Below are 19911 nucleotides of genomic sequence, written 5' to 3'. Positions count from 1 at the left end.
CGGATATACGCAGACAAGACGATATCGAGAATCCGGGTGAATCCGCAGGGCAAGTTGCATACACCCGGTTATTTAATGTTTCAATCTTCATGCTTAGGAATAGAGAATTTTACTATCATTCTAAAAACTGCTTTCAAAGCAGTTTTTGCATCTTCTTCCAAAAGCTCGTCGAGAAGTCTATCGTTTTTGACTGCCCTGTATTCAATAGTTTCTTTATCCATTGGTTTGCGAAAATGTGTTATCGGATTTCTGATTTCTCTAACCTTATTAAATATAGCAAATTCGGGTTCAGAAATTATGCCTTTTTCTTTAGCTTCTTCCAGTAAATTAACTAAACTCGCTTTTAGTAAATCATTTCTTCCAGAAGCATAGAAAACGCTTGCCAAGGTATTTTCGATATATGATAGGCTTAACATAGTTGACGCAATATATTGACCATAAACGAAGCAATATCTAGCTTCTTCAAATAAATAATTAGATTTTAGTCCTCCATGTAACAATGCTATCTCAATATTCGGATACCGTTCTATGATCCATTTCAATCTGTATAATCTCTCCTCCCGACATTGTTTATCTTCATTATCTAACCATCCTTCAGCACTTTGTATCATTTATATTTCCTGCTTTAGATTGAGATTTCATATAACGGCTGATACATATCAGAAGTTCTGCAGAAAGCAGAATTTGAACAAGAGTAAGAAGTACCTAAGCCTGATATGCGTCTGTTATATAACCCATACAGACTAAAGGTAAGGAGCGATGCGACAAAGAGTTGTAGATGAGGGGATATTCCTTCAATTCGTTTGGTCATTCTGCTAATGCCCATTGTTCAATTATTATCTTCTCAGCAACTTCAAACTGACTGCGATCCACTATTTTGAAACCTACTGGCCAATTTTCTTCCCAAGGATTATCTGCAGAGGGTCCTCTATCAAGTAACTCAATCGGTGTCATTGAGATATTTCTAAGTGAAATATTAAATTTTCTGTTGTCGTTCATATCCTGATCGAGAATTATATTATGAATTTTAGATATGCGACTTGATGGAATAGAAACGAATACCCAAAAGGTTCCATCATTGTTTGGTTGCTTCACCCAGATTATTACTCTTTCTCTTCCACCTATTTGTGCATAGCAGTTATGCCATTGCTCGGTGGGCTTCCTAGTCCAACTAGGATGATACTGTTCTACATGATGCTGGATATGATTAAAGAATCTTTGTTGTAATGTCATTTTCATCGTCCTTCATTTGTTCTCAAATTTTAATCCCTTGTCCACAATTTCATATAACTCATTCACAGACGAATGGCCGATTTTTATACTAAAAACCGGGATGATAGACAAATTTTTCTAGTCCATTTTTCATTTTCATTGACTACCTCCTTTTGTTTTACGAAGCTAAAGGACTTTCTATCATAACTTGAAGAAATTCTATCTTTATTCATATTCTGCATAAATCTTATTTCTTCACCCTTCCATTAGCCATCCAACTTCCACGTATATATTATCTTAAAATTATACTCTTCAAAAAGCTAGTGTCAAGAATCACCGGAGCGTACGTTTCTAACTAGGTAAAAATTATCCTAATACATCATTCCTGATAGCAGGAATCTATTTTTTATAAGCATTTCTGGATTCCCGTTTTCACGGGAATGACAGTGGGGTGCGGATTCCCCGCTTCAAGCGGGGAATGACAGAAAAAAGTGCCAGGCAATGTGCCTGACAGGCGTTCAATCGCTGGTTTTCGCTAACCGAACAAAGGATGGGTCATAATCTTGTAGAACGGCATAAAATGGATTTTTGTTTTGTTCAGGCCGATGGTTTTTTCCAGCTTCAAGTTAACAATAAGAGCCGTTTCGGGTTTATATTTCTCAATGAAACTCCTCAGGGCTTTGGTTACCTCGGGTGCGGTCATTGGCTTGTATTTTACTTCTATCGGCACGATGGCTATGCCCGAATCCACGACAAAATCAACCTCTGCCTTGTCCTTACTCCTCCAGAAACAAATTCTTGATGAACTGCTGCTGATCTCCTCCCTCAACAAGTTGTGAATAAAATTCTGGAAAACAAAGCCTGCTTCCGTGAGCACGCCAAAGATCCCCAGGGCAAAGTTCCTTAAACCCAGATCATAAAAATAATACACTGGAGACTTTGTTATTTCCTTGCGCGCGTTTTTAAAAAAAGGAGACACTTTCCTGATAATGAAGGTTTTTTCAAGATACCAGAGATAATCCTTGATCGTTTTAACCGAGAGACCCAGCGTGGAAGACAGCTCGGTATAGTTCACCAGCCTGCCGGTCTGAACCGCCAGCAACTTCACCAGATTGCTGAATGCTTCAGTTTTATGTATTTTAAGGAGGTACGAGATGTCCCGCTCAATGTAGCTCTGATAAATTTCATTGATCAACTTTCGCTTCTCTGCCATTAGGTTTTCCAGTACAATCCGGGGATAACCACCGAAATTCAAGTATTCTTCTAATAGGCTGAATAACCGCGCGTTTTCGACTACGAAAAAGTTAGCAAGCCTGTTGCTGTATTTGTAGTCAGTCTTAAAGTCAACAAATTCCTCAAAAGATACGGTGGACAGTTCGAATATTCTTTTTCTTCCGGCAAGTGATTCATGGATCCTTTCCTTCAGTTCGACACTCCCCGAACCCGAAACAATAAACTTGTATGGTGTGTTCATATCGTAAATTCCCTTAAGGAACAGACCGGCATTTTCTTTCCTCTGTATCTCATCGATAAAGACAAACCCGCGTTTTTTTCCGATTTCCAGTTCAATCTTGTTCATCAGTTTTGACTGAGATGAAAAAAATTCCTTGTCGTGCTCAATATCGAGGTTAAGGAATAAAGTCGGTGTGCCTTTTTTCACTAACTCCTCTTTGAGCTGCAGCATCAAGGTTGTTTTACCAGCCTGTCGCGGACCAACAATAAAGCTGATCTCTTTGCGGTCAAGATGGTTTCTGACCTCTCGTAGCAATTTTCTTTTGATCATAATTCTATTTTAGTCCGATTTTTTCGAAAGTCAAGTGCCGAATTTCTCGGATTGGTATAGATTACTAAGTTCTTATACGGGATCTCGTTTTTACTTTTGCCATTGAAACCGGAGGTGTATTTTATAGAATTGGATGGAGAGATATCAAGAAAAGTTATAAAAATAAAATAACATAAGATTCTTAACCCTGGATTCCCCGCTTGAAGCGGAGAATGACAAAAGAGGGCAGGATCACAAAAAAATCCTCCTCACCCTTACCCTCTCCCCCTTTAAAGGGGGAGAGGAAAAACGTGAGGAGGTTATGTTTCCTGCTGTGTTATTTTTATCCCTGCTTCTGGTAGTCGTTCCAGCGCTTTTCGAGGTTTGGATCGGCGATCGTTTCCAGGATATAATCGCCGAATTGCTTATACGTCGCGCCGTTGGATCGGCCGGTCATAACGAGCTTTTTCTCGTACTGCCCGCAGACATCCAGCGCCATCTCGAGCTTCTTGCCAAGATCGACATAACCGATGTGGTTCAGCATCATGGCTCCCGCCTTGATAACGCTGCACGGGTCGGCGTACTGAGCCCTGTTTTCCTTGACCATTCGCGGCGCGCTGCCGTGGATCGCTTCGAACATCGCATATTGTTTGCCGATATTCGCGCTGCCCGCGGTTCCCACACCGCCCTGGAATTCCGCCGCTTCATCGGTGAGAATGTCACCGTACAGGTTCGGCAGAACCATGACCTGAAATTCGGTCCGGCGTTTTACGTCTACCAGCTTTGCCGTCATGATATCGATGAACCAGTCGTCCGAATTGATCTCCGGATATTCTTTGGCAATGTCATAGAATGTCTTGAGGAACAATCCGTCCGTGGTCTTTACGATATTCGCCTTGGTTACGGCAGTCACGCGTTTCCTGTTGTTTTTCCTGGCGTGCTCGAACGCCAACCGTACGATCCGTTCGCTGCCGGGCTTGGAGATCATCTTGAAGTCGATCGCCAGATCCGGCGTGACTTCGATACCATAAGGACCAAGAGCATACAAATCCTCGGTGTTCTCCCGGAAGAAGATCCAGTCTATCCCCTGCTTGGGCACACGGACCGGACGAACATTCGCGAACAGGTCAAGTTCCTTACGTAACGCGACATTTGCGCTCTCGATATTGGGCCAGGGATCGCCTTTCTTGGGCGTCGTGGTCGGTCCCTTGATCGTTACATGACATTTCCTTATCTCCGCCAGCACGTCCTTTGGAATCGGCCGCATTTCTTCAACGCGCTTTTCAATAGTCAGCCCCTCAATAATCCGGAACTCGACTTTTTTGCTCGCCAGCTCGTTTTTAAGCAGCTCTCCGAGCACCCGCTGAGCCTCGTTGGTGATGAACGGTCCAATGCCGTCACCGCCCAGAAAACCGATGATGATCGGCTTGATCTTGGCATAATCGATCCAATCCTGGGTTTTCTTTATAGCCTCAACCCTTTTAATCTGCGTTTCAAGAATCCCCGCAAAATGATTGGTCGCGCGCGTGATAGGACTCGTCTGTTTGGTTTGTACGGTCTTTTTAGTTCTCACAGATTTTTTGGTTTTTTTGATTCTTTTGACCTTTTTAACCTTTTTGACTTTTTTGACCTTTTTGACTTTCTTGACTTTCTTAAAGGTCTTAGATCTCTTTCCTTTTTTGATCTTTCTTTTTTTCATCTTCACTCCTTTTTTATATTCGTCTAATTTGACTCTCTTGAATTCGGTTTATTCGTATTTCTAAATTCGCTCATTCGTTTTTTTAATCCAGCTTGAAATCACCATGTTTCTCAATATGAGCTAAAAGCCCGCCGTCGTTGAGGATATTGATCATGGCCTTGGGCAAGGGATGAGCCTTCAGTTCAATATTCTTGGTTTTATCCTTAATGATACCGGCACCGAGATCGATCTCCAGTTCATCGCCCTTGTCGATCTTGTCCGTGTCGCACTCGATCAGCGGCAGCCCGACGTTTATCGCATTGCGGTAAAAGATGCGCGCGAATGACTTCGCCAATACCGCCGAGATACCGGCGATCTTGATAATGGTCGGCGCGTGCTCGCGTGAACTTCCCAGTCCGAAGTTATTGCCGGCCACAACAAAATCACCCTTCGACATCTTGCCCGCAAACTCGGGATCGGCATCCTCAAGTACGTGTTTTGCCAGTTCTGGAAGGTTGGACCGTAGATGGAAATAACGGCCCGGGCAAATCAGGTCGGTGGATATGTCGTCACCAAATTTCCAGACTCTGCCCACTAAGATCATGCCCGCCTCCTTATTGATACTCCTTTAATTTAAGGTATTAACCTCAGGATGCTCCAACCAATTTCTTCATTTCTGGTGTAGTCACGGACTTCGGTCTCTCGATCGCTTCGCCCATAGCACGGCTTACGATCAACTGGGATGCCATGCCCATTGCCCGGGAAACGCCGAAGAGCACGGTGTAATATTCGAATTCGGTCAGTCCGAAGTGATACAAGAGGCATCCTGAAGCTGCATCAACGTTCGGCCACGGATCTTTTGCTTTACCCTGCTCCCGGAGAACATTGGGAACGATCTTGAATACTTTCGCGACGATCTGGTACAAAGGATCATCCGGACATGCCTTCGCGCCAAACGCATGGAAAGCGTCATACCGCGGATCCGTGATCCTCAGCACGGCGTGGCCGTAACCGGGGATAACCTGTCCCGACTTTAACGTATCCCAGGCGAACTGTCTTAGATCTTCATCCGAAGGAACGCCACCGAATTTCTCTTTGACCTCGATCACCCATGCCAGGCACTCCTGGTTAGCCAATCCGTGAAGGGGACCGGCAAGACCATCCAGACCGGCCGATATCGAATAGTAGGCATCGGACAAAGCAGAAGCCACGCAGTGGCAGGTATGCGCGCTGACATTGCCGCTCTCATGATCAGAATGGAGCACCATGTACAGCCGCATCAGGTTGGCAAAATCCCCTTTCGCGTCCTTGATACCAAGCATGTGCGCGTAATCAGCTGCCCAGTCTTTCTTGGGATCCGAAGCGATGCGCTTTCCCTTGTTGAACCTCATGCGGTAAATACCCGCTGCGATCGCTGGCAGTTTCGCCATCAAATTCACGCAATCATCGAGGGTTGCTTCCCAGTATTCTTCTTTTCTCATGCCTTCGGTATATTTCTTCCGGTAGACCGATTCCTTCTCCAACGCCAGGACCGCCAGGGCGAACATCGCCATGGGATGCGAATCCTTGGGCAGGACTTCCAGCATCTTCCACACGTAATCCGGGACATCAGCCCGTTTTTTCAGGTCGGCCTTTAAGTTTTCGGTCGCTTCTTTATCCGGCAGTTCGCCGGTCACGAGTAAATAGAAGATCTCTTCGGAAAGTTTATCTTTGAGGTCGGCGATCGGAATGCCGCGGATTATAAGTCCTTTGTCCGGCGGAACCGATGACGTCTCGCAGATCAAGCCTTTCACTCCGCGCATGCCGCCATAGATCTGGCTTACCGTGACATCCGATATCTTGGTTTCGCCGTACTGTTTCACGAAATTCTTTACATCTTCTTTCCAGACCGGTATCTTCTCGGCTAATTTTGTTTTCAGGCTGTTCATTCAATCCTCCTCTGTTAGTATAATTGTTTGATTATTTTTTCTTTTTTCTAGTTTTGATCTTGCTCTTTCCCCGGCTCAGCGCTTTCTTTGCCGGCTTTGTTCTGACCTTCCCCGCGAAAAATCCCCGCGGGTCTGTTATCACGCCGGTCAAAGCCGAACACGCAGCCGTAGCCGGCGAAGAAAGGTATACGAACGCTTCCGGATTTCCCATTCTTCCCTTGAAATTGCGGTTTGCCGTGGAAAGACACACTTCGCCGTCTCCCAGAATACCCTCGTGCACGCCCACGCAGGGACCGCAGCCAGGACCCATCACGATAGCGCCGGCGCGTACGCAGACATCCAGAAACCCGAGCTTCATAGCATCAATAAACACATCCCGGGATGCCGGGTCAATGATCAGTCTGACGCCGGGAGCGACGTGTTTTCCCTTGAAGATCTTTGCCGCGACCTTCAGGTCTTCGATCCGGCCATTGGTGCATGTTCCGATAAAAACCTGGTTGACCTTAATCCCCTGCGCATCTTTGATAGACTTGGTATTGTCCACGGTATGCGGATAAGCGACCTGCGGTTCCAGTTTGGACGCGTCGATCTCGATAACGCGTTCGTATTTCGCATCCTTGTCTGGAGCAAGCGGTTTCCAATCATTAAGCCTGCCCCTGGACTTTAAGTACGCCTTGGTCGTGTTGTCCGATGCCACAAGACCGGTCTTGGCTCCGGCTTCGACCGCCATATTGGAAAGCACAAAGCGTGATTCCATGGACATCGCTTCGATCGCGCTGCCCCCGAATTCGAGCGCTTTATAAGTTGCACCATCGGCGCCGATCATGCCGATAAGATACAGTATCAGGTCCTTCGACACTACACCGGATTGGAATTTTCCCGTAACCTCGATCCGGAAGGTTTCCGGGACCTTGAACCATGTGCGTCCCATCGACATGCCGATCGCGACATCGGTCGAACCCATTCCCGTGGCAAAAGCGCCCAGCGCGCCTGACGTGCATGAGTGCGAATCCGCGCCGATGACCACGTCGCCTGGTTTTGCGTAGGACTCGACCAACCGCTGGTGGATCACGCCCTCGCCGATCTCGGAGAGGATCGCGCCGGAACGACCACAGAACTCGCGCAAAAGCATATGGTCATTGGATAATTCTTTTCGTGGTGAAGGAGCGGCATGATCAAGAAAAAAGATTGCTTTCGGTGCCTTTACTTTTTCGATCTTCATCTTTAGCATCTGGCGCACACCCAGAGGGCCAGTCCCGTCCTGGAACGCAGCGACATCCACTCTTGCTATGACAATGCTGCCCGCGACCGCGTCGGTTCCGCTTTTCTCGGATAGGATCTTCTCAGCCAAGGTTTTCCCCATAATACCTCCATGGTTTGCTGATTTCTATGACAAACTTATGAATGTAAAAAAACATCCGGTTTATCAGGCAAAACAAGCTTTGATCACAAACATTTATGATAAAAACTACCGGTATTTCGATATTTTATTAGATAAATCCCCAATGAATGTCTTGATCTCCAGTTACTATTATATATATACTTCTGGCAAAGTCAATGTCTACTTAGATGAAAATTTAGCAGTAAAAGCGGCGGCATTCTTCCATACTAATACACGAACGAAGAACCGCCGATGAATTCTCTCAGGATCGAATTTGATGGCACATACCGGTTCGGAAGATGATAGAACAATGAGAAATAATTCAGCAGCCGCCGCGCTTCAGGATATGTCGGGTCATGTGACCCGATCTGCCTGAGGATCGGCACGCAAAATTCTTTCAGAACTGACGGTTCATAAATAAGCGCAGAATTGAACATCTCATCAGCCTCTTCCTGGAATGGATAGATGTTCCTCTCTTCGCCGCGCCTAACTTTTCCCCAGTGGCTCAGCACTCTCTGCGCAGAGTAACCACGGTAATGCGTATCCCTGGCAAGGCGCCGGATCGTCCTGGTGTCGGTCGTCGAGATCCGGTTGTGGTCGTCGATATTGAGCTGCGTCAGGGCGCTGATGTATATTTTAAATTTGACCCGCTTGGGTATACGATAGGTGAGTTCCTCATTAAGGCAATGAATGCCCTCGACCAGGAGCACGCCGTTATCCGGCAGGAACATGGTATCTCCGGATTCCCGCGTGCCTTTGATAAAATTGAACCGGGGCATTTTTACTTTATGCTGCTGGATAACCGCCTCCAGATGACGGTTGAGCAGTGCTGTGTCCACAGCTTTTATTGATTCGAAATCAAGCTGGCCATACTCATCGCGCGGCGTCAGGCAATGCGGGAAAAAATAATCGTCAACGGAAATGATCTTGGGCTTGAGTTCGTTCACCAGAAGCTGGATCGCCAGCCTTTTAGTGAAGGTCGTCTTGCCCGCGCTGCTGGGACCGGCGATCAGCACGATCTTTCTTTTTCCCCTGGTAATGCGGTCTGCGATATAGACGATCTTTTTCTCGTGCAGCGCCTCGCTGACCTTGATGATCTCAGAACCCCGGCTGACTTCGACCGCTCTATTGAGGTCCGCCACATCGGCAACACCCAGAATGTTCACCCATTCTCCGTATTCGTTGAATATTCTTGCCAATTTGAGCTGGGGGATATAAGGTGCCATTGCGTTTAGATCCTGCCAGAACGGAAAAAGCAGGACAAAACCGGGACTGAACAGCCTGATGTCAAAGAACATCGCTTTTCCTGTCGAATCCAGGGGCGGCATGCCAAAAGCATCAAACAGACCGGCCAGTTTACTCACTCGCAGTGTCTTTACCGGGCAATCACGGAGCAGCTCGATCTTATCAATAGAACCCTGCTTTTTGAAAAGACAAACAGCCTGCGTTACCGGTATGGTAAAATTCCGTATGGGCAGGTTCTGCCAGACGATCTTGCGCATCCGCAGTTTCAACTTTTCGACCTGCTTTAATTTAAGCGGTCGATCAAGGTAGCAGTAAAATCCCTGGCTCATGGAATGTTCGATCCGCAAACGGTATTTAGGAAACTCCTTCCTTACCGCCATGAACAGCACGAACGACAGCGTGGACTGGTAGCGGCGCCAGTAATTCAACCGATTCAGGTCATCAATGCCCTGTTTATCAATATCCATCGCAGGTGATTATAGCTCGCATTTTCAGTAAGTCAAGCCAATGCTGGTTTTGGTGCCCATTGACAACAAGATGAACAACATTATACTTATTAGTTATTAGGTAATTTAGTAATTGGGTAACTGTGTAATTGTGTTATTATGTTATTGAGTTATTTGTAATTACGTAATAACGTAATTACAAAATAACTAATTCTCTCTTTTTTCAAGGAAGGAGGTTTTATGCTTCTTTTTATTTGTTTGATCACGCAGGCAACCTGGAGCCCGGATTTTTACGAAACAAAAACCATGTGCAATCATCCGGCAGCTCTCAATTTTTTCAAAGATTCCACCCATTCCTTTGATGTGCTGAAGTATGAACTGGACCTGACCGTGCTTATGAATAACCGCAGTCTTTCAGGTACGAACCAGATAAAGTGCCGTAGCAATGTCAACAACCTGACTTCTGTCACGCTAAACCGCATTACCATTATAACGGACTCGGTAAGGGTTAACGGCGTCAACGCGACATACGCGTCGGTGAGTGAAACGCTGCACATAAACCTGCCCACGCCTTATAACATAAACGACTCGTTCACGATATATATCCGGTACCATGGCTCATGGTCGGTCACGGCAAGCCAGTACGGCTTTATTTATTACCCGCGAAACTACAACGCGACTACGCGGCATGCGGTCGGTTATACCATGAGCGAACCCTGGGACGCGCGGCGCTGGATGCCCTGCTACGATGAACCTTTTGACAAAGCAGAGCAGGGTTGCATCATAAAGATCACGACGCCGGATAGCTTCTACGTGGCGGCAAACGGTGCCTTGACGAGCCTGGTCACAAACCCGGGCAATACCCGGACCTTCACGTACCAGGAAAATTATCCGATCACCACCTATCTCATGCATTTCGGGATCTCGCGGTTCGCCCGCTGGTCACAATGGTTTCACCCGGCAGCCGGCGATTCGATCGAGATCAGGCATTTCATGTGGCCTGAAGATTCAGCGCAGTCTCGGATTGCTTTTCAATATGTGCCAACGGCGATGTATTTGTTCGATTCGATGTATGTTGATTACCCGTTTGACCGCTATGGCCAGGACGCGGTCTATCCATTTGCCTGGGGCGGGATGGAACACCAGGAACAGACCACGATCCACCGCAACTGGATCGTCAACAGCAGCGAGAACGGCATGGCTCATGAACTATCTCACCAGTGGGGCGGGGATATGGTTACATGTGTGGATTTCCGCGATATCTGGCTCAATGAAGGCTTTGCTACGTACAGCGACGCCAATTACAACTGGTACCGGTTTGGCCACGCGAATTTCATATCGACCATGCAAAGCCGAGCCACGGATTACTTCACTGAAGATGCATCAAACCGCAGGCCCCTGTACAACCCGCCGACCAATGATATCTTCAGCTGGGGATATTCATACTGCAAAGCGTCCTGGGTATACCATATGCTGCGATACTTGAATCAGCCCCTGTATTTTGCTGGCATCAATGCTTACCTTGATTCCTTTGCCTACAAATGCGCCAATACCGAGGACATCGAGCGCATCTTCAATCAGACCTACGGTACGGACCTGGCGTGGTTTTTCGACGAATGGGTGTACGGGCAGGGACATCCGGAATACAATGCTTACTGGATTTGCAATGCTTCGGGTCCTAATTACCTTTTCAAAACCAACATATACCAGGTTCAGACCAACGCGCCCCCGGTGTTTCACATGCCCGTGCAGATCCTCCTGCACCTGACCGGCAAGGACACGACCGTCAATATTCCGGTCACGGCCTCTCCCCAGCACGCCGAATTCACGGTTTCGCAGAATGTGTCTTCGATCGTTTTTGATCCGGACACCTGGATATTGTGTGAATCAAGTATTTATGTTGGGGTTGAAGAGGTTGCCGTGAATACTGCTGTTAAAGGCACTATCTACTTGAGCTCCAATCCGGTCACAGATCAATCCATAGAATATTCAGTGAACGGTTCAGGCAGTTTGCGGCTCGCGGTTTATGACGCAACCGGCAAGCTGGTGCGGGACCTGTTCAACGGCTACAGACCAGCGGGCAGGTATTCAGCTCGGCTGGGAAACCTGGCTTCAGGCGTGTATTTTCTGAAACTCCAAACCGAGTCTAGTATTGTGACCAGGAAGATAGTGATCATTAAGTAGAATTATACTTTTAGGCATTCTGGGGTCAAATCTTCAATCTTCAATTACAGACCAAGGGCTATTTTTGGCTAACGCAAGATTGGCTTGTACAACGGAATCTTACTGCAACTCAATCGTTAGACGATGGTCCTAGTTACCCCAACCAGGGACATAACAAAAGACACCCGGACCTAAACTCCGTAGAGAGCGAGCCATTAACAAACAAACTTTATATCTAAATATAATACGCATTGAGATTGAAGATTGAAGATTTGACCCCAGTTGCTTTATCTTTGGCCGAAAATCGCCGTACCCACGCGGATCATGGTGGAACCCTCCTCGATCGCAACTTCATAATCCGAGGTCATGCCCATGGACAGCACGGACAGTTGAGTGTCGTTCGCCTGACTCAATTCGTCGCGCAGTTCGCGCAGCAGTTTAAAACAGGGCCTTGACGCCTCCGGATCGGTTATTGCCCACCCCGGACCGATGGTCATTAAACCCTGGATATCGATTTTTTTGAAATTTTTGACTGATTCATAGAATTCAAATAACTTACCGGGTTCAATCCCGAACTTAGTATCTTCCTTTGACGTGTTGACCTCGATCAGGCACCGTACCGGCTTTTCAGCGCGCTTTTCGATCTCCTGCGCTAAATGTATAGAATCAATGCTGTGGATCATGGAGAAGATCTTCAATGCATCCTTAACCTTATTTGTCTGTAAATGCCCGACCAGATGCCATTCGACTTGATCACCGATACACGTAAATTTTTCTTTTGCTTCCTGAACGCGATTCTCACCAATGATCCTGATGCCGGCCTGGACCGCCTGGAGTATCGTTTCCGCGGGAAAGGTCTTGGTCACGGCGACCAGTGTTATCTCGCCGGGGTCACGGCCCGAACGTGCAGCCGCTTTATTGATCTTTGCCTTCAGCTGTTTGAGATTATCGGTTATCGCCATGTTTTATCCTTTCTTGAAACAAATTATATTAATAATACGTTAAGCGTCAACACCGATCGTAATGAATGAAGTTAAGAGGTTATGAGGATTGGAAGTTATGAAACAACTTGAAAACCTATTATCTTGACTTTGGCATGAAAATGTGGATACTATCCAAATCAGTACCTACTTTTGAAAGGAGTGTTTACATGGCAAGGCGATGCGCGATATGCGGCAAAGGAGCACAGGTTGGTTCACAGATCAGTCATGCTCACAATGTCACAAAGCGAAGGTTCAATGTCAATCTGCAGCGCTTGCGGATCAAGGTGGACGGCAAAACGAAAAAAGTCCTCGTCTGCACTTCTTGCTTGAGCGCGGGCAAGGTTGTTAAGGCATAGCTTTGGATATCGGGATATCAGAAGATCAGAGAGCAGAATATCAGTAAATCAGGACATCAGGCTCCTGATATCCAGATGTCCTGATTCCCACTGCCGGATGACCTGGTATTCTGATAACCGAACAAATAAATCTTGTAGACAATGACCATCTGGTTCTATTCGCTGATCAGCGTAATACTGGTCAGCATAGTTTCACTGATCGGTATATTATTTCTATCCTTTAACGAAGCACGCCTGAACCGCATGCTTTTGTTCCTGGTGAGCTTCGCGGTCGGCGGCCTGTTTGGCGACGCATTCATCCACCTTATACCCGAAGCCTTTGAAAAACTAAAGCCCAACCTCGTCCCATCATTGCTCATCGTAACGGGCATCCTGATATTTTTCATCCTGGAAAAATTCGTGCGCTGGCGACATTGCCATGTTCCGACGTCCGAGCATCATCCCCATCCCGTGGTCACCATGAACCTGGTCGGCGACGGCGTGCACAACCTGATCGACGGCATGCTTATCGGAGCGACGTACAGCGTTAATATCCCCCTTGGCGTCGCCACCACGATCGCCGTGCTCCTCCACGAAATACCCCAGGAGATCGGAGACTTCGGCGTCCTGGTCCATGGCGGCATAACGGTAAAAAAAGCGCTCCTGTACAATTTCCTGACCGGCCTTACCGCGTTCGCCGGCGCGATCATCGCGCTTGTTATCGGTCCGTACGTGCACGGTTTTTCCATTATTTTAGTGCCAATCACTGCCGGCGGGTTCATCTATATTGCCGGGTCTGATCTGATACCGGAACTACAGACCTGCGAACCCGCGTCCACCTCAATCTGGCAATTCTGCTCCATGATTGCGGGCATAGGAATCATGGCCCTGCTGGTTATGCTCGATTAATGGTAAATAGAAAACTCTTTCAGCTGGATTATCTTTTTATCCTCAGACCCCTGATACTCATCCCATGCTGGGATTTTCTCTTGATCGGTGTTTACCTTGCGGTCGGTAAAAACGGATTTACGCGGCAAATATCCGTTCCGCTGCTCATTTACACTTTCATCATGGGTGGCGTTTATATCTTAAACCAGATAATGGATATTGAGACCGATACAATAAACAAAAAACTATTCCTTTTGTCAGGCGGATACGTGACAAAAATGGGAGCGTATATTGAAATGTTCCTGATCTGGGCGGTCGCGATCGCGCTGTCGTTCAGATATAATGCCATATTTATTATCTTTATTGTTATTTCGCTGGTCATGGGGATCCTTTATTCGGTACCGCCTTTTAAATTAAAAGGCAAGCCGATCCTTGATACGTTGAGCAACGGCATCGGCTATGGTATGGTTAATTTTGCCGTGGGCTGGCTTGTCGTCCGCCAATTTGAACCCGCTATGTTCTGGTTCTTTGGTCCTTATTTTTTAAGCATCAGCGCGGTGTTCATCAACACGACGATAGTCGATATGGAGGGTGATGAGAATGCAGGCGACATCACGACCGCGGTTTTTCTCAAGGAAGGCGCTTCTTACATAGCATCCACCATCCTCATGGCTGGCGCGATCTGCGTATCGATCCTGCGCAGGGATTTTGTCTGCCTGATACCAGCCGCATTATCCTTTCCATTGTTTATTTATGCCGCGGTATATTACTTCGTTAAGCAAGAGGTCAGCCGGAACATGACGATCGCGTCTTTCCGCGTACCCGGTGTTTTGTTCACGGTCATGACCGTGATCCTGTGTCCATGGTATGCCTTATTCCTGGTCGTCCTTATATGGATCATGAGGGTCTATTATAAAATCCGCTTTGACATGACCTATCCGACCCTGACTAGCGGATAGGATAGACTAACTACTTTATCAATACGACTTTTTCCACCAGTTCTTTGCCCGGTATTTCCAGCCTGACAAAATAAACGCCCGCCGGCAGCCTCCGGCCCACATCATCGGTCATATCCCAGGTTGTCTGATAAAGGTTATTGTTAGGTGCTAATAGCCGCGATAGATCCTTTACCACCCTGCCGGTTATGTCATAGATCATTAGCTTGCGGTCGTCTTTATTCGCTAAATGCTCATTGGTCCTGGGAATAGTCCATTTTATCTCGATCCGCTCCCGGCAAGGATTGGGATAAGCGTTCAAACGCAGAACTCTGCCGCTTGCCGGCATGCCTGAACCTTCCTCCACGCCCGGGAACGGGTACATCTTACCCCAGATCCGCATGGTATGCGCGCGATGGCTGTTGATCATGGAAGTCCAGCCCGTATAGGTTATCAGCATCTGGTCATTGTTGCCGCGGGTGATCGTCGGTTCGATCTGGTCGTAGGGTTCGGCAACGACCTGGTAAGTGTTGATGACGTTCCCTGCCGGGCTCACCTTGGCGCCGTAGATGTTATACGACATGGTATCCCTCAGGTCCTGCCACACGACCACGTAGTTGGTGCCGTCAAAGCCGATATTCGGGCATTCCTGGTCAAAATAAGATGTTGATATAGGAATGCCACCGGTATCCAGAACTATTCCTGTGACGTCTACCCTCGCACCATAGATATCACAATGGTTGTTAAATCCATATTGGTTTCGCCAATCCTCCCAGACAACTAAGTAGTTGACACCATCATATGCGATTGCAGGCCACCACCGCATACGGTGGATATGTGAGATCACTATTGGTGTAGTATCAACAACAACGCCAGACGGAGAAAAACGTATTCCATATATAGTTGGCCAGTCATAATATAATTGCCATGTCCATACGATAAGATAGTTAGTACCATCAAAAGCAATATGCGGTCGGTCACCCAATACTTCACAATCCTGGTTAAATGCAATCTCAATATTCTGGGTGTCAATAACAATTCCTGTAGGGGTAATCCGCTTGCCCAACAGACTACTTCCATTATAGTTAAAATAAACAATAAGATAATTCGCGCCATCGAAACCTATAACAGGCATCCGATATCCATTGGGTTCGGTAATAGCAAAACCTCCCGAATCCAAAACTGCGCCGCCAGGAGATATACGAGAACCTTTGATCATCCCTGGCTCATAATAATATTGAGCAACGCTGTCATCTTCCCATGCGACCAGGTAATTAACTCCATCAAATCCCATGCTTGGATTAACCTCCTCACTGGGACCTGATGCAATCTTGATCGCAGCATTATCCAGGACAACTCCAGTCCCACTCACTCTCATGCCATAAATATCTGAATAATCAGAACTGGACCACCATGCGAATGTATCCATATACCCATAATGGTAATCGTTCCAAGCGACCAGGTAATTGGTGCCGTCAAAAGCGCTTACCGAAGAGTATTGATGCCCGGGGACCTGGGTCAATACTGAAAAACTAGAGGTATCAATTATTGCACCTGCCGGCGAAACACGTATAGCGTTAATATCGTAGCAAACAGGTTTTCCTGGTGTTCCGTGCTGCCACGTGACCAAATGATATCCCCCGCCAAATACCACTGCTGGATAACAATCAATATTGCACGCTGCTGTAGTGGTCTCAATTGCTATCCCCAAAGCAATTGTATCCAGAACAATACCAGACGGGGATACCCGCGCTCCATATATGTCACCCCTGTTAAGTCCGAAAGAATTTCTGTTATCCTTCCATACAACGAAATAATTCATACCATCAAAATCTATAGCCGGTGTTCGCTGGAGATTGCGCGCAGTGCAGATCGGTATTCCGGTTGTATCAAGTACAACGCCGGATTGCGTCACTCTCACACCATATATATTTGTGTTTGTTGTATCTACTTCTGAAACCTTTTCTTCCCAAACAACTAGGAAGTCCTGACCGCTAGATGCGATCATCGGATTACGAGTTGTCTGTTTACCATGAGCAACTACAATGGCATTGGTATCTACCAATGAACCATTCGTCGTCACCCTTGCGCAGTATATTGTTGAGCTATCATTATTCCATCCATTCCATTGAAACCTCCTTTCCCAGACAACATTATAATACTGACCACCGAACGCTACATCTAATTCAGCATCATAAAATTGATTATTAACTGTAGACACTGGAAAAGGATAATCAAGTACATTGCCACTTTGATCAACTCTGGCACCATATATTATGGAATGATCTCCTATCCATACAACAAAATAATTAATACCGTCAAATGCAACCTGGGGACGGTTACTTTGACCCCACCAAAAAGGAGACTCAAATGGAGTTATTTGAATTGCCGTAGTATCCATGATTATTCCGTCAAGACTTACACGGGTACCATAAATCATATAATGGTAACTATACCCGAATGATTCATCAAAATACTGATAAAATCCTTTCCAGACCACGAAATAGTAGGAACCGCCGAACACGACGGCCGGCGCGTATTGGGTCTCGGCCTTGGTCGCGATCGGAATGGCAAGAGTATCGAGCAGAACGCCGTTTTGATCCATGCGCGCGCCGAAAATCTGAAGTTTTAAATTCCGGAACTCTGCCCAGACCAGTAGGAAGTTGGTGCCGTCTGACGCTACGACTGGCGTTAACTGATTTCCATACCCCGGGATAGTAGTCACCGACGTATCAAGTATGAATTCGTCCTGCCTGAACGACGCAATTGCGTTTCGCTTAGATACATGGTCATCAGTCCCGCTATATAAGAGGGAACAGATTGTGAATGTCAATAAACAAATGCTTCTCTTTTTCATTATTACCTCCGGATATACCATATTATATGCATAAACTGTGCCTGATACAATACAATAATCATGCGTAATCTCATAGCTTAAAGCAACAGATGTGTCTCACGGTCGTTTATCTGTCTCAGAATGATACATAGCAAAGCGGGCTCTGCCACTACACCTTGGTCACTGATGAAAAAGGGGATGGATGACCATCCCCTTTTTTTATAATAATAGTGAATATTATTACTGCGGCAAATTAAATACTCATTAAAGGCTTATCTCACCGCTTTTTTCAGTTCCCTGCCTGCCTTGAACTTAGGAACCCTCTTTGCCGGTACTTTGATCAGCGCACCAGTCTGCGGGTTCTTCGCGGTTCTTGCTTTCCGCTTGGCTACTGAGAACGTGCCGAATCCTACCAGCGTGGTCTTTTGGCCTTTCTTGAGTGCTCCCGTAATCGCGTCGATGAACGTACTGAGAGCGATGCCGGCAGCCTTCTTGGTTACCTTTGCCTTCTTGGCAATGGCATCAACCAGGTCTGCTCTTGTCATGTTTTTTCACCTCCTTCCTCTTTCATTATGATATTATACTCACGATTTGAACTTTGTCAAGCCCTGAAATGCGTATTTACCGCTTTCCACAGGGGGTCGCGTCCGCGGATGCAGGACAGACCTATAACCATAAAAATGCCACTTTGTCATTCCGTAGTGCTTTATTAAAAAGTTTCGCACTATGAATAAACACCCGCTTTAGCGTTCGCTGCGCGGTCGATCGGGCGGCTTGATTCCTCTCCACTTTTTTCTCTAAATAAACCTCTCCCTCGATGGGAGGGGACAAAGGGGAGGGTGAAATTAAAAAAGAACATGTGTTGATTGTAGTCACCCCCACCTCAATCCTCCCCCATCAAGGGGGAGGGAAAAGTGAAGAGGAGTCCGCCCTGAGCGCATTGACACGGTACCAGATATGGTTATAATCTCATCATGAAGATCGGGGTCTTGACCAGCGGCGGCGACGCGCCGGGCATGAATGCGGCCCTGCGTGCCGTCGTCAGGACTGCGCATTACCTGAGGATCCCGGTCGTCGGTATCAGGCACGGCTACCAGGGATTGATCAACAACGACCTCATCCCCCTGGACCGCGGATCCGTTGCCAATATCATCCAGCGCGGAGGGATCATCATCGGTACGGCCCGGTCCGACGAATTTTTAAAAGCGAGCGGCATGAAAAAAGCCCGCGCCATCATGATCAGGAACGGCATTGAGGCGGTCATCGTCATTGGCGGCGATGGTACGATGCGGGGTGCCGACGAATTTTCAAAAAAGCACAAGGCGAACATGATCGGGCTGCCCGGCACCATAGATAACGATCTTTACGGCACGGATCTCACGATCGGTTTTGACACGGCGATCAACAGCGCGATGGAAGCGGTCGACCGGATACGGGACACTGCCTCGTCCCTGGAGCGCGTGTTCTTTATTGAAGTAATGGGTCGGTATTCCGGTTTTATCAGCCTGGCCACGGCGCTTGCCGGCGGCGCCGAGGATGTGCTGATCCCGGAAACTCCAACTGATATCAAGGAGATTGCGGATACTATTAAAAATAATATTAAAAAAGGTAAGCGCTCGAACATTATCATTGTATCGGAAGGCGACGAGGCGGGTAATGCTCTTGAGATCGCCCGAAAAGTAAAACGCAGGACCGGCGAGGATTCGCGGGTCGCGGTCCTGGGCTATATCCAGCGGGGCGGCTCGCCCACGGCCAACGACCGCATCCTGGCGTCCAAGCTTGGCTACGAGGCCGTGCTCGCTGTCCGCCGCCGCAAGTTCGGCTGTTTGGTCGGTGAGATCAAAGGGAAGATCCAGTTCACCCCCTTCAGAAATACCTATACAAAGAAAAAGTCAGTCGATACCAGGATATACCGGGTGATCAAGATCCTCTCCGGTTGAAATTGGACTAGACTTCATCGCGTACATTGACAAATGAAATATTGTACATATAATTATCTATAAGTTTTATATTGTTGAGCATTAACTTAGAATTAAGTCTATTATTAGAAGGAGGTGGGTTTTAATAAATAATCGGAAAATGACAGGGAGATAGGTGATTCGGGCTTAATGGTATCTGT

Annotated in this window: 16 protein-coding genes; 5 read left to right on the top strand and 11 right to left on the bottom strand. The window is 47.0% G+C overall.

Translation table 11 applies throughout. The annotated features are described in order from the left end of the window. Window positions 1–80: 80 nt before the first annotated feature. The 8 genes from VF399_03930 to VF399_03895 form a co-directional block, all read right to left on the bottom strand. Window positions 81–611: a hypothetical protein gene (locus VF399_03930; protein ID HEX7319491.1), complete on the bottom strand. Its 531-nt coding sequence runs from the start codon at window positions 609–611 to the stop codon at window positions 81–83. Between the two features lie 196 nt (window positions 612–807). Further along, a complete protein-coding gene (locus VF399_03925; protein HEX7319490.1) occupies window positions 808–1239 on the bottom strand; it encodes a hypothetical protein in 432 nt (143 codons plus the stop codon). A gap of 508 nt (window positions 1240–1747) precedes the next feature. After that, window positions 1748–2995: an ATP-binding protein gene (locus tag VF399_03920; protein ID HEX7319489.1), complete on the bottom strand. Its 1248-nt coding sequence runs from the start codon at window positions 2993–2995 to the stop codon at window positions 1748–1750. A gap of 322 nt (window positions 2996–3317) precedes the next feature. Then, entirely contained in the window at window positions 3318–4673 is a 1356-nt protein-coding gene (locus VF399_03915) for an isocitrate/isopropylmalate family dehydrogenase (GenBank protein ID HEX7319488.1), read from the bottom strand. Between the two features lie 82 nt (window positions 4674–4755). Further along, window positions 4756–5256, bottom strand: coding sequence for a 3-isopropylmalate dehydratase small subunit (locus VF399_03910; GenBank protein HEX7319487.1), 501 nt, complete (start codon window positions 5254–5256; stop codon window positions 4756–4758). 43 nt (window positions 5257–5299) lie between these two features. Then, window positions 5300–6580 carry a citrate (Si)-synthase gene (locus VF399_03905; protein HEX7319486.1) on the bottom strand — a complete coding sequence of 427 codons (1281 nt, stop codon included), beginning with the start codon at window positions 6578–6580 and terminating at the stop codon, window positions 5300–5302. 31 nt (window positions 6581–6611) lie between these two features. Next, window positions 6612–7943 carry a 3-isopropylmalate dehydratase large subunit gene (locus VF399_03900; GenBank protein HEX7319485.1) on the bottom strand — a complete coding sequence of 444 codons (1332 nt, stop codon included), beginning with the start codon at window positions 7941–7943 and terminating at the stop codon, window positions 6612–6614. Window positions 7944–8188: 245 nt separating this feature from the next. Next, the gene (locus tag VF399_03895; GenBank protein HEX7319484.1) at window positions 8189–9673 is read right to left on the bottom strand and encodes a nucleoside kinase; all 1485 of its coding nucleotides are present in this window, start codon (window positions 9671–9673) and stop codon (window positions 8189–8191) included. A gap of 219 nt (window positions 9674–9892) precedes the next feature. Here VF399_03895 and VF399_03890 point away from each other — a divergent pair, with 219 nt between their 5' ends. Continuing rightward, entirely contained in the window at window positions 9893–11836 is a 1944-nt protein-coding gene (locus VF399_03890) for a M1 family aminopeptidase (GenBank protein HEX7319483.1), read from the top strand. Between the two features lie 266 nt (window positions 11837–12102). Here the strand turns inward: VF399_03890 and VF399_03885 are convergent, their stop codons facing one another. Continuing rightward, entirely contained in the window at window positions 12103–12777 is a 675-nt protein-coding gene (locus VF399_03885; GenBank protein HEX7319482.1) for a YggS family pyridoxal phosphate-dependent enzyme, read from the bottom strand. 188 nt (window positions 12778–12965) lie between these two features. Here VF399_03885 and rpmB point away from each other — a divergent pair, with 188 nt between their 5' ends. From rpmB to VF399_03870, 3 genes are all read left to right on the top strand, one after another. After that, entirely contained in the window at window positions 12966–13154 is a 189-nt protein-coding gene (gene rpmB, locus VF399_03880; GenBank protein ID HEX7319481.1) for a 50S ribosomal protein L28, read from the top strand. Window positions 13155–13295: 141 nt separating this feature from the next. Beyond that, window positions 13296–14042, top strand: a complete 747-nt coding sequence (locus VF399_03875) for a ZIP family metal transporter (protein HEX7319480.1) — start codon at window positions 13296–13298, stop codon at window positions 14040–14042. Continuing rightward, window positions 14042–14980, top strand: a complete 939-nt coding sequence (locus tag VF399_03870; GenBank protein ID HEX7319479.1) for a UbiA family prenyltransferase — start codon at window positions 14042–14044, stop codon at window positions 14978–14980. The genes VF399_03875 and VF399_03870 overlap by 1 nt, the downstream gene beginning before the upstream one ends. A 10-nt stretch (window positions 14981–14990) precedes the next feature. On the opposite strand, the gene VF399_03865 is transcribed toward VF399_03870, so the two are convergent. Further along, on the bottom strand, window positions 14991–17813 hold the full coding sequence (locus tag VF399_03865; GenBank protein ID HEX7319478.1) for a T9SS type A sorting domain-containing protein: 2823 nt from the start codon (window positions 17811–17813) through the stop codon (window positions 14991–14993). Window positions 17814–18064: 251 nt separating this feature from the next. Then, window positions 18065–18337, bottom strand: a complete 273-nt coding sequence (locus VF399_03860; protein ID HEX7319477.1) for an HU family DNA-binding protein — start codon at window positions 18335–18337, stop codon at window positions 18065–18067. A gap of 426 nt (window positions 18338–18763) precedes the next feature. Between VF399_03860 and pfkA the strand changes: the two genes are divergently transcribed. Beyond that, window positions 18764–19732 (top strand): 6-phosphofructokinase, encoded by a 969-nt coding sequence (pfkA, locus tag VF399_03855; GenBank protein HEX7319476.1) that lies wholly within the window; start codon window positions 18764–18766, stop codon window positions 19730–19732. The last annotated feature ends 179 nt before the right edge of the window (window positions 19733–19911 follow it).

This window comes from bacterium, from assembly GCA_036382775.1.
In the GTDB taxonomy this organism is placed as follows: Bacteria; Hydrothermota; Tepidihabitantia; order SM23-42; family JAOAFX01; genus DASVHD01.
The sequence above is the reverse complement of the archived record's forward strand: the minus strand, read 5'-3'. Positions and strand labels throughout refer to the sequence as shown.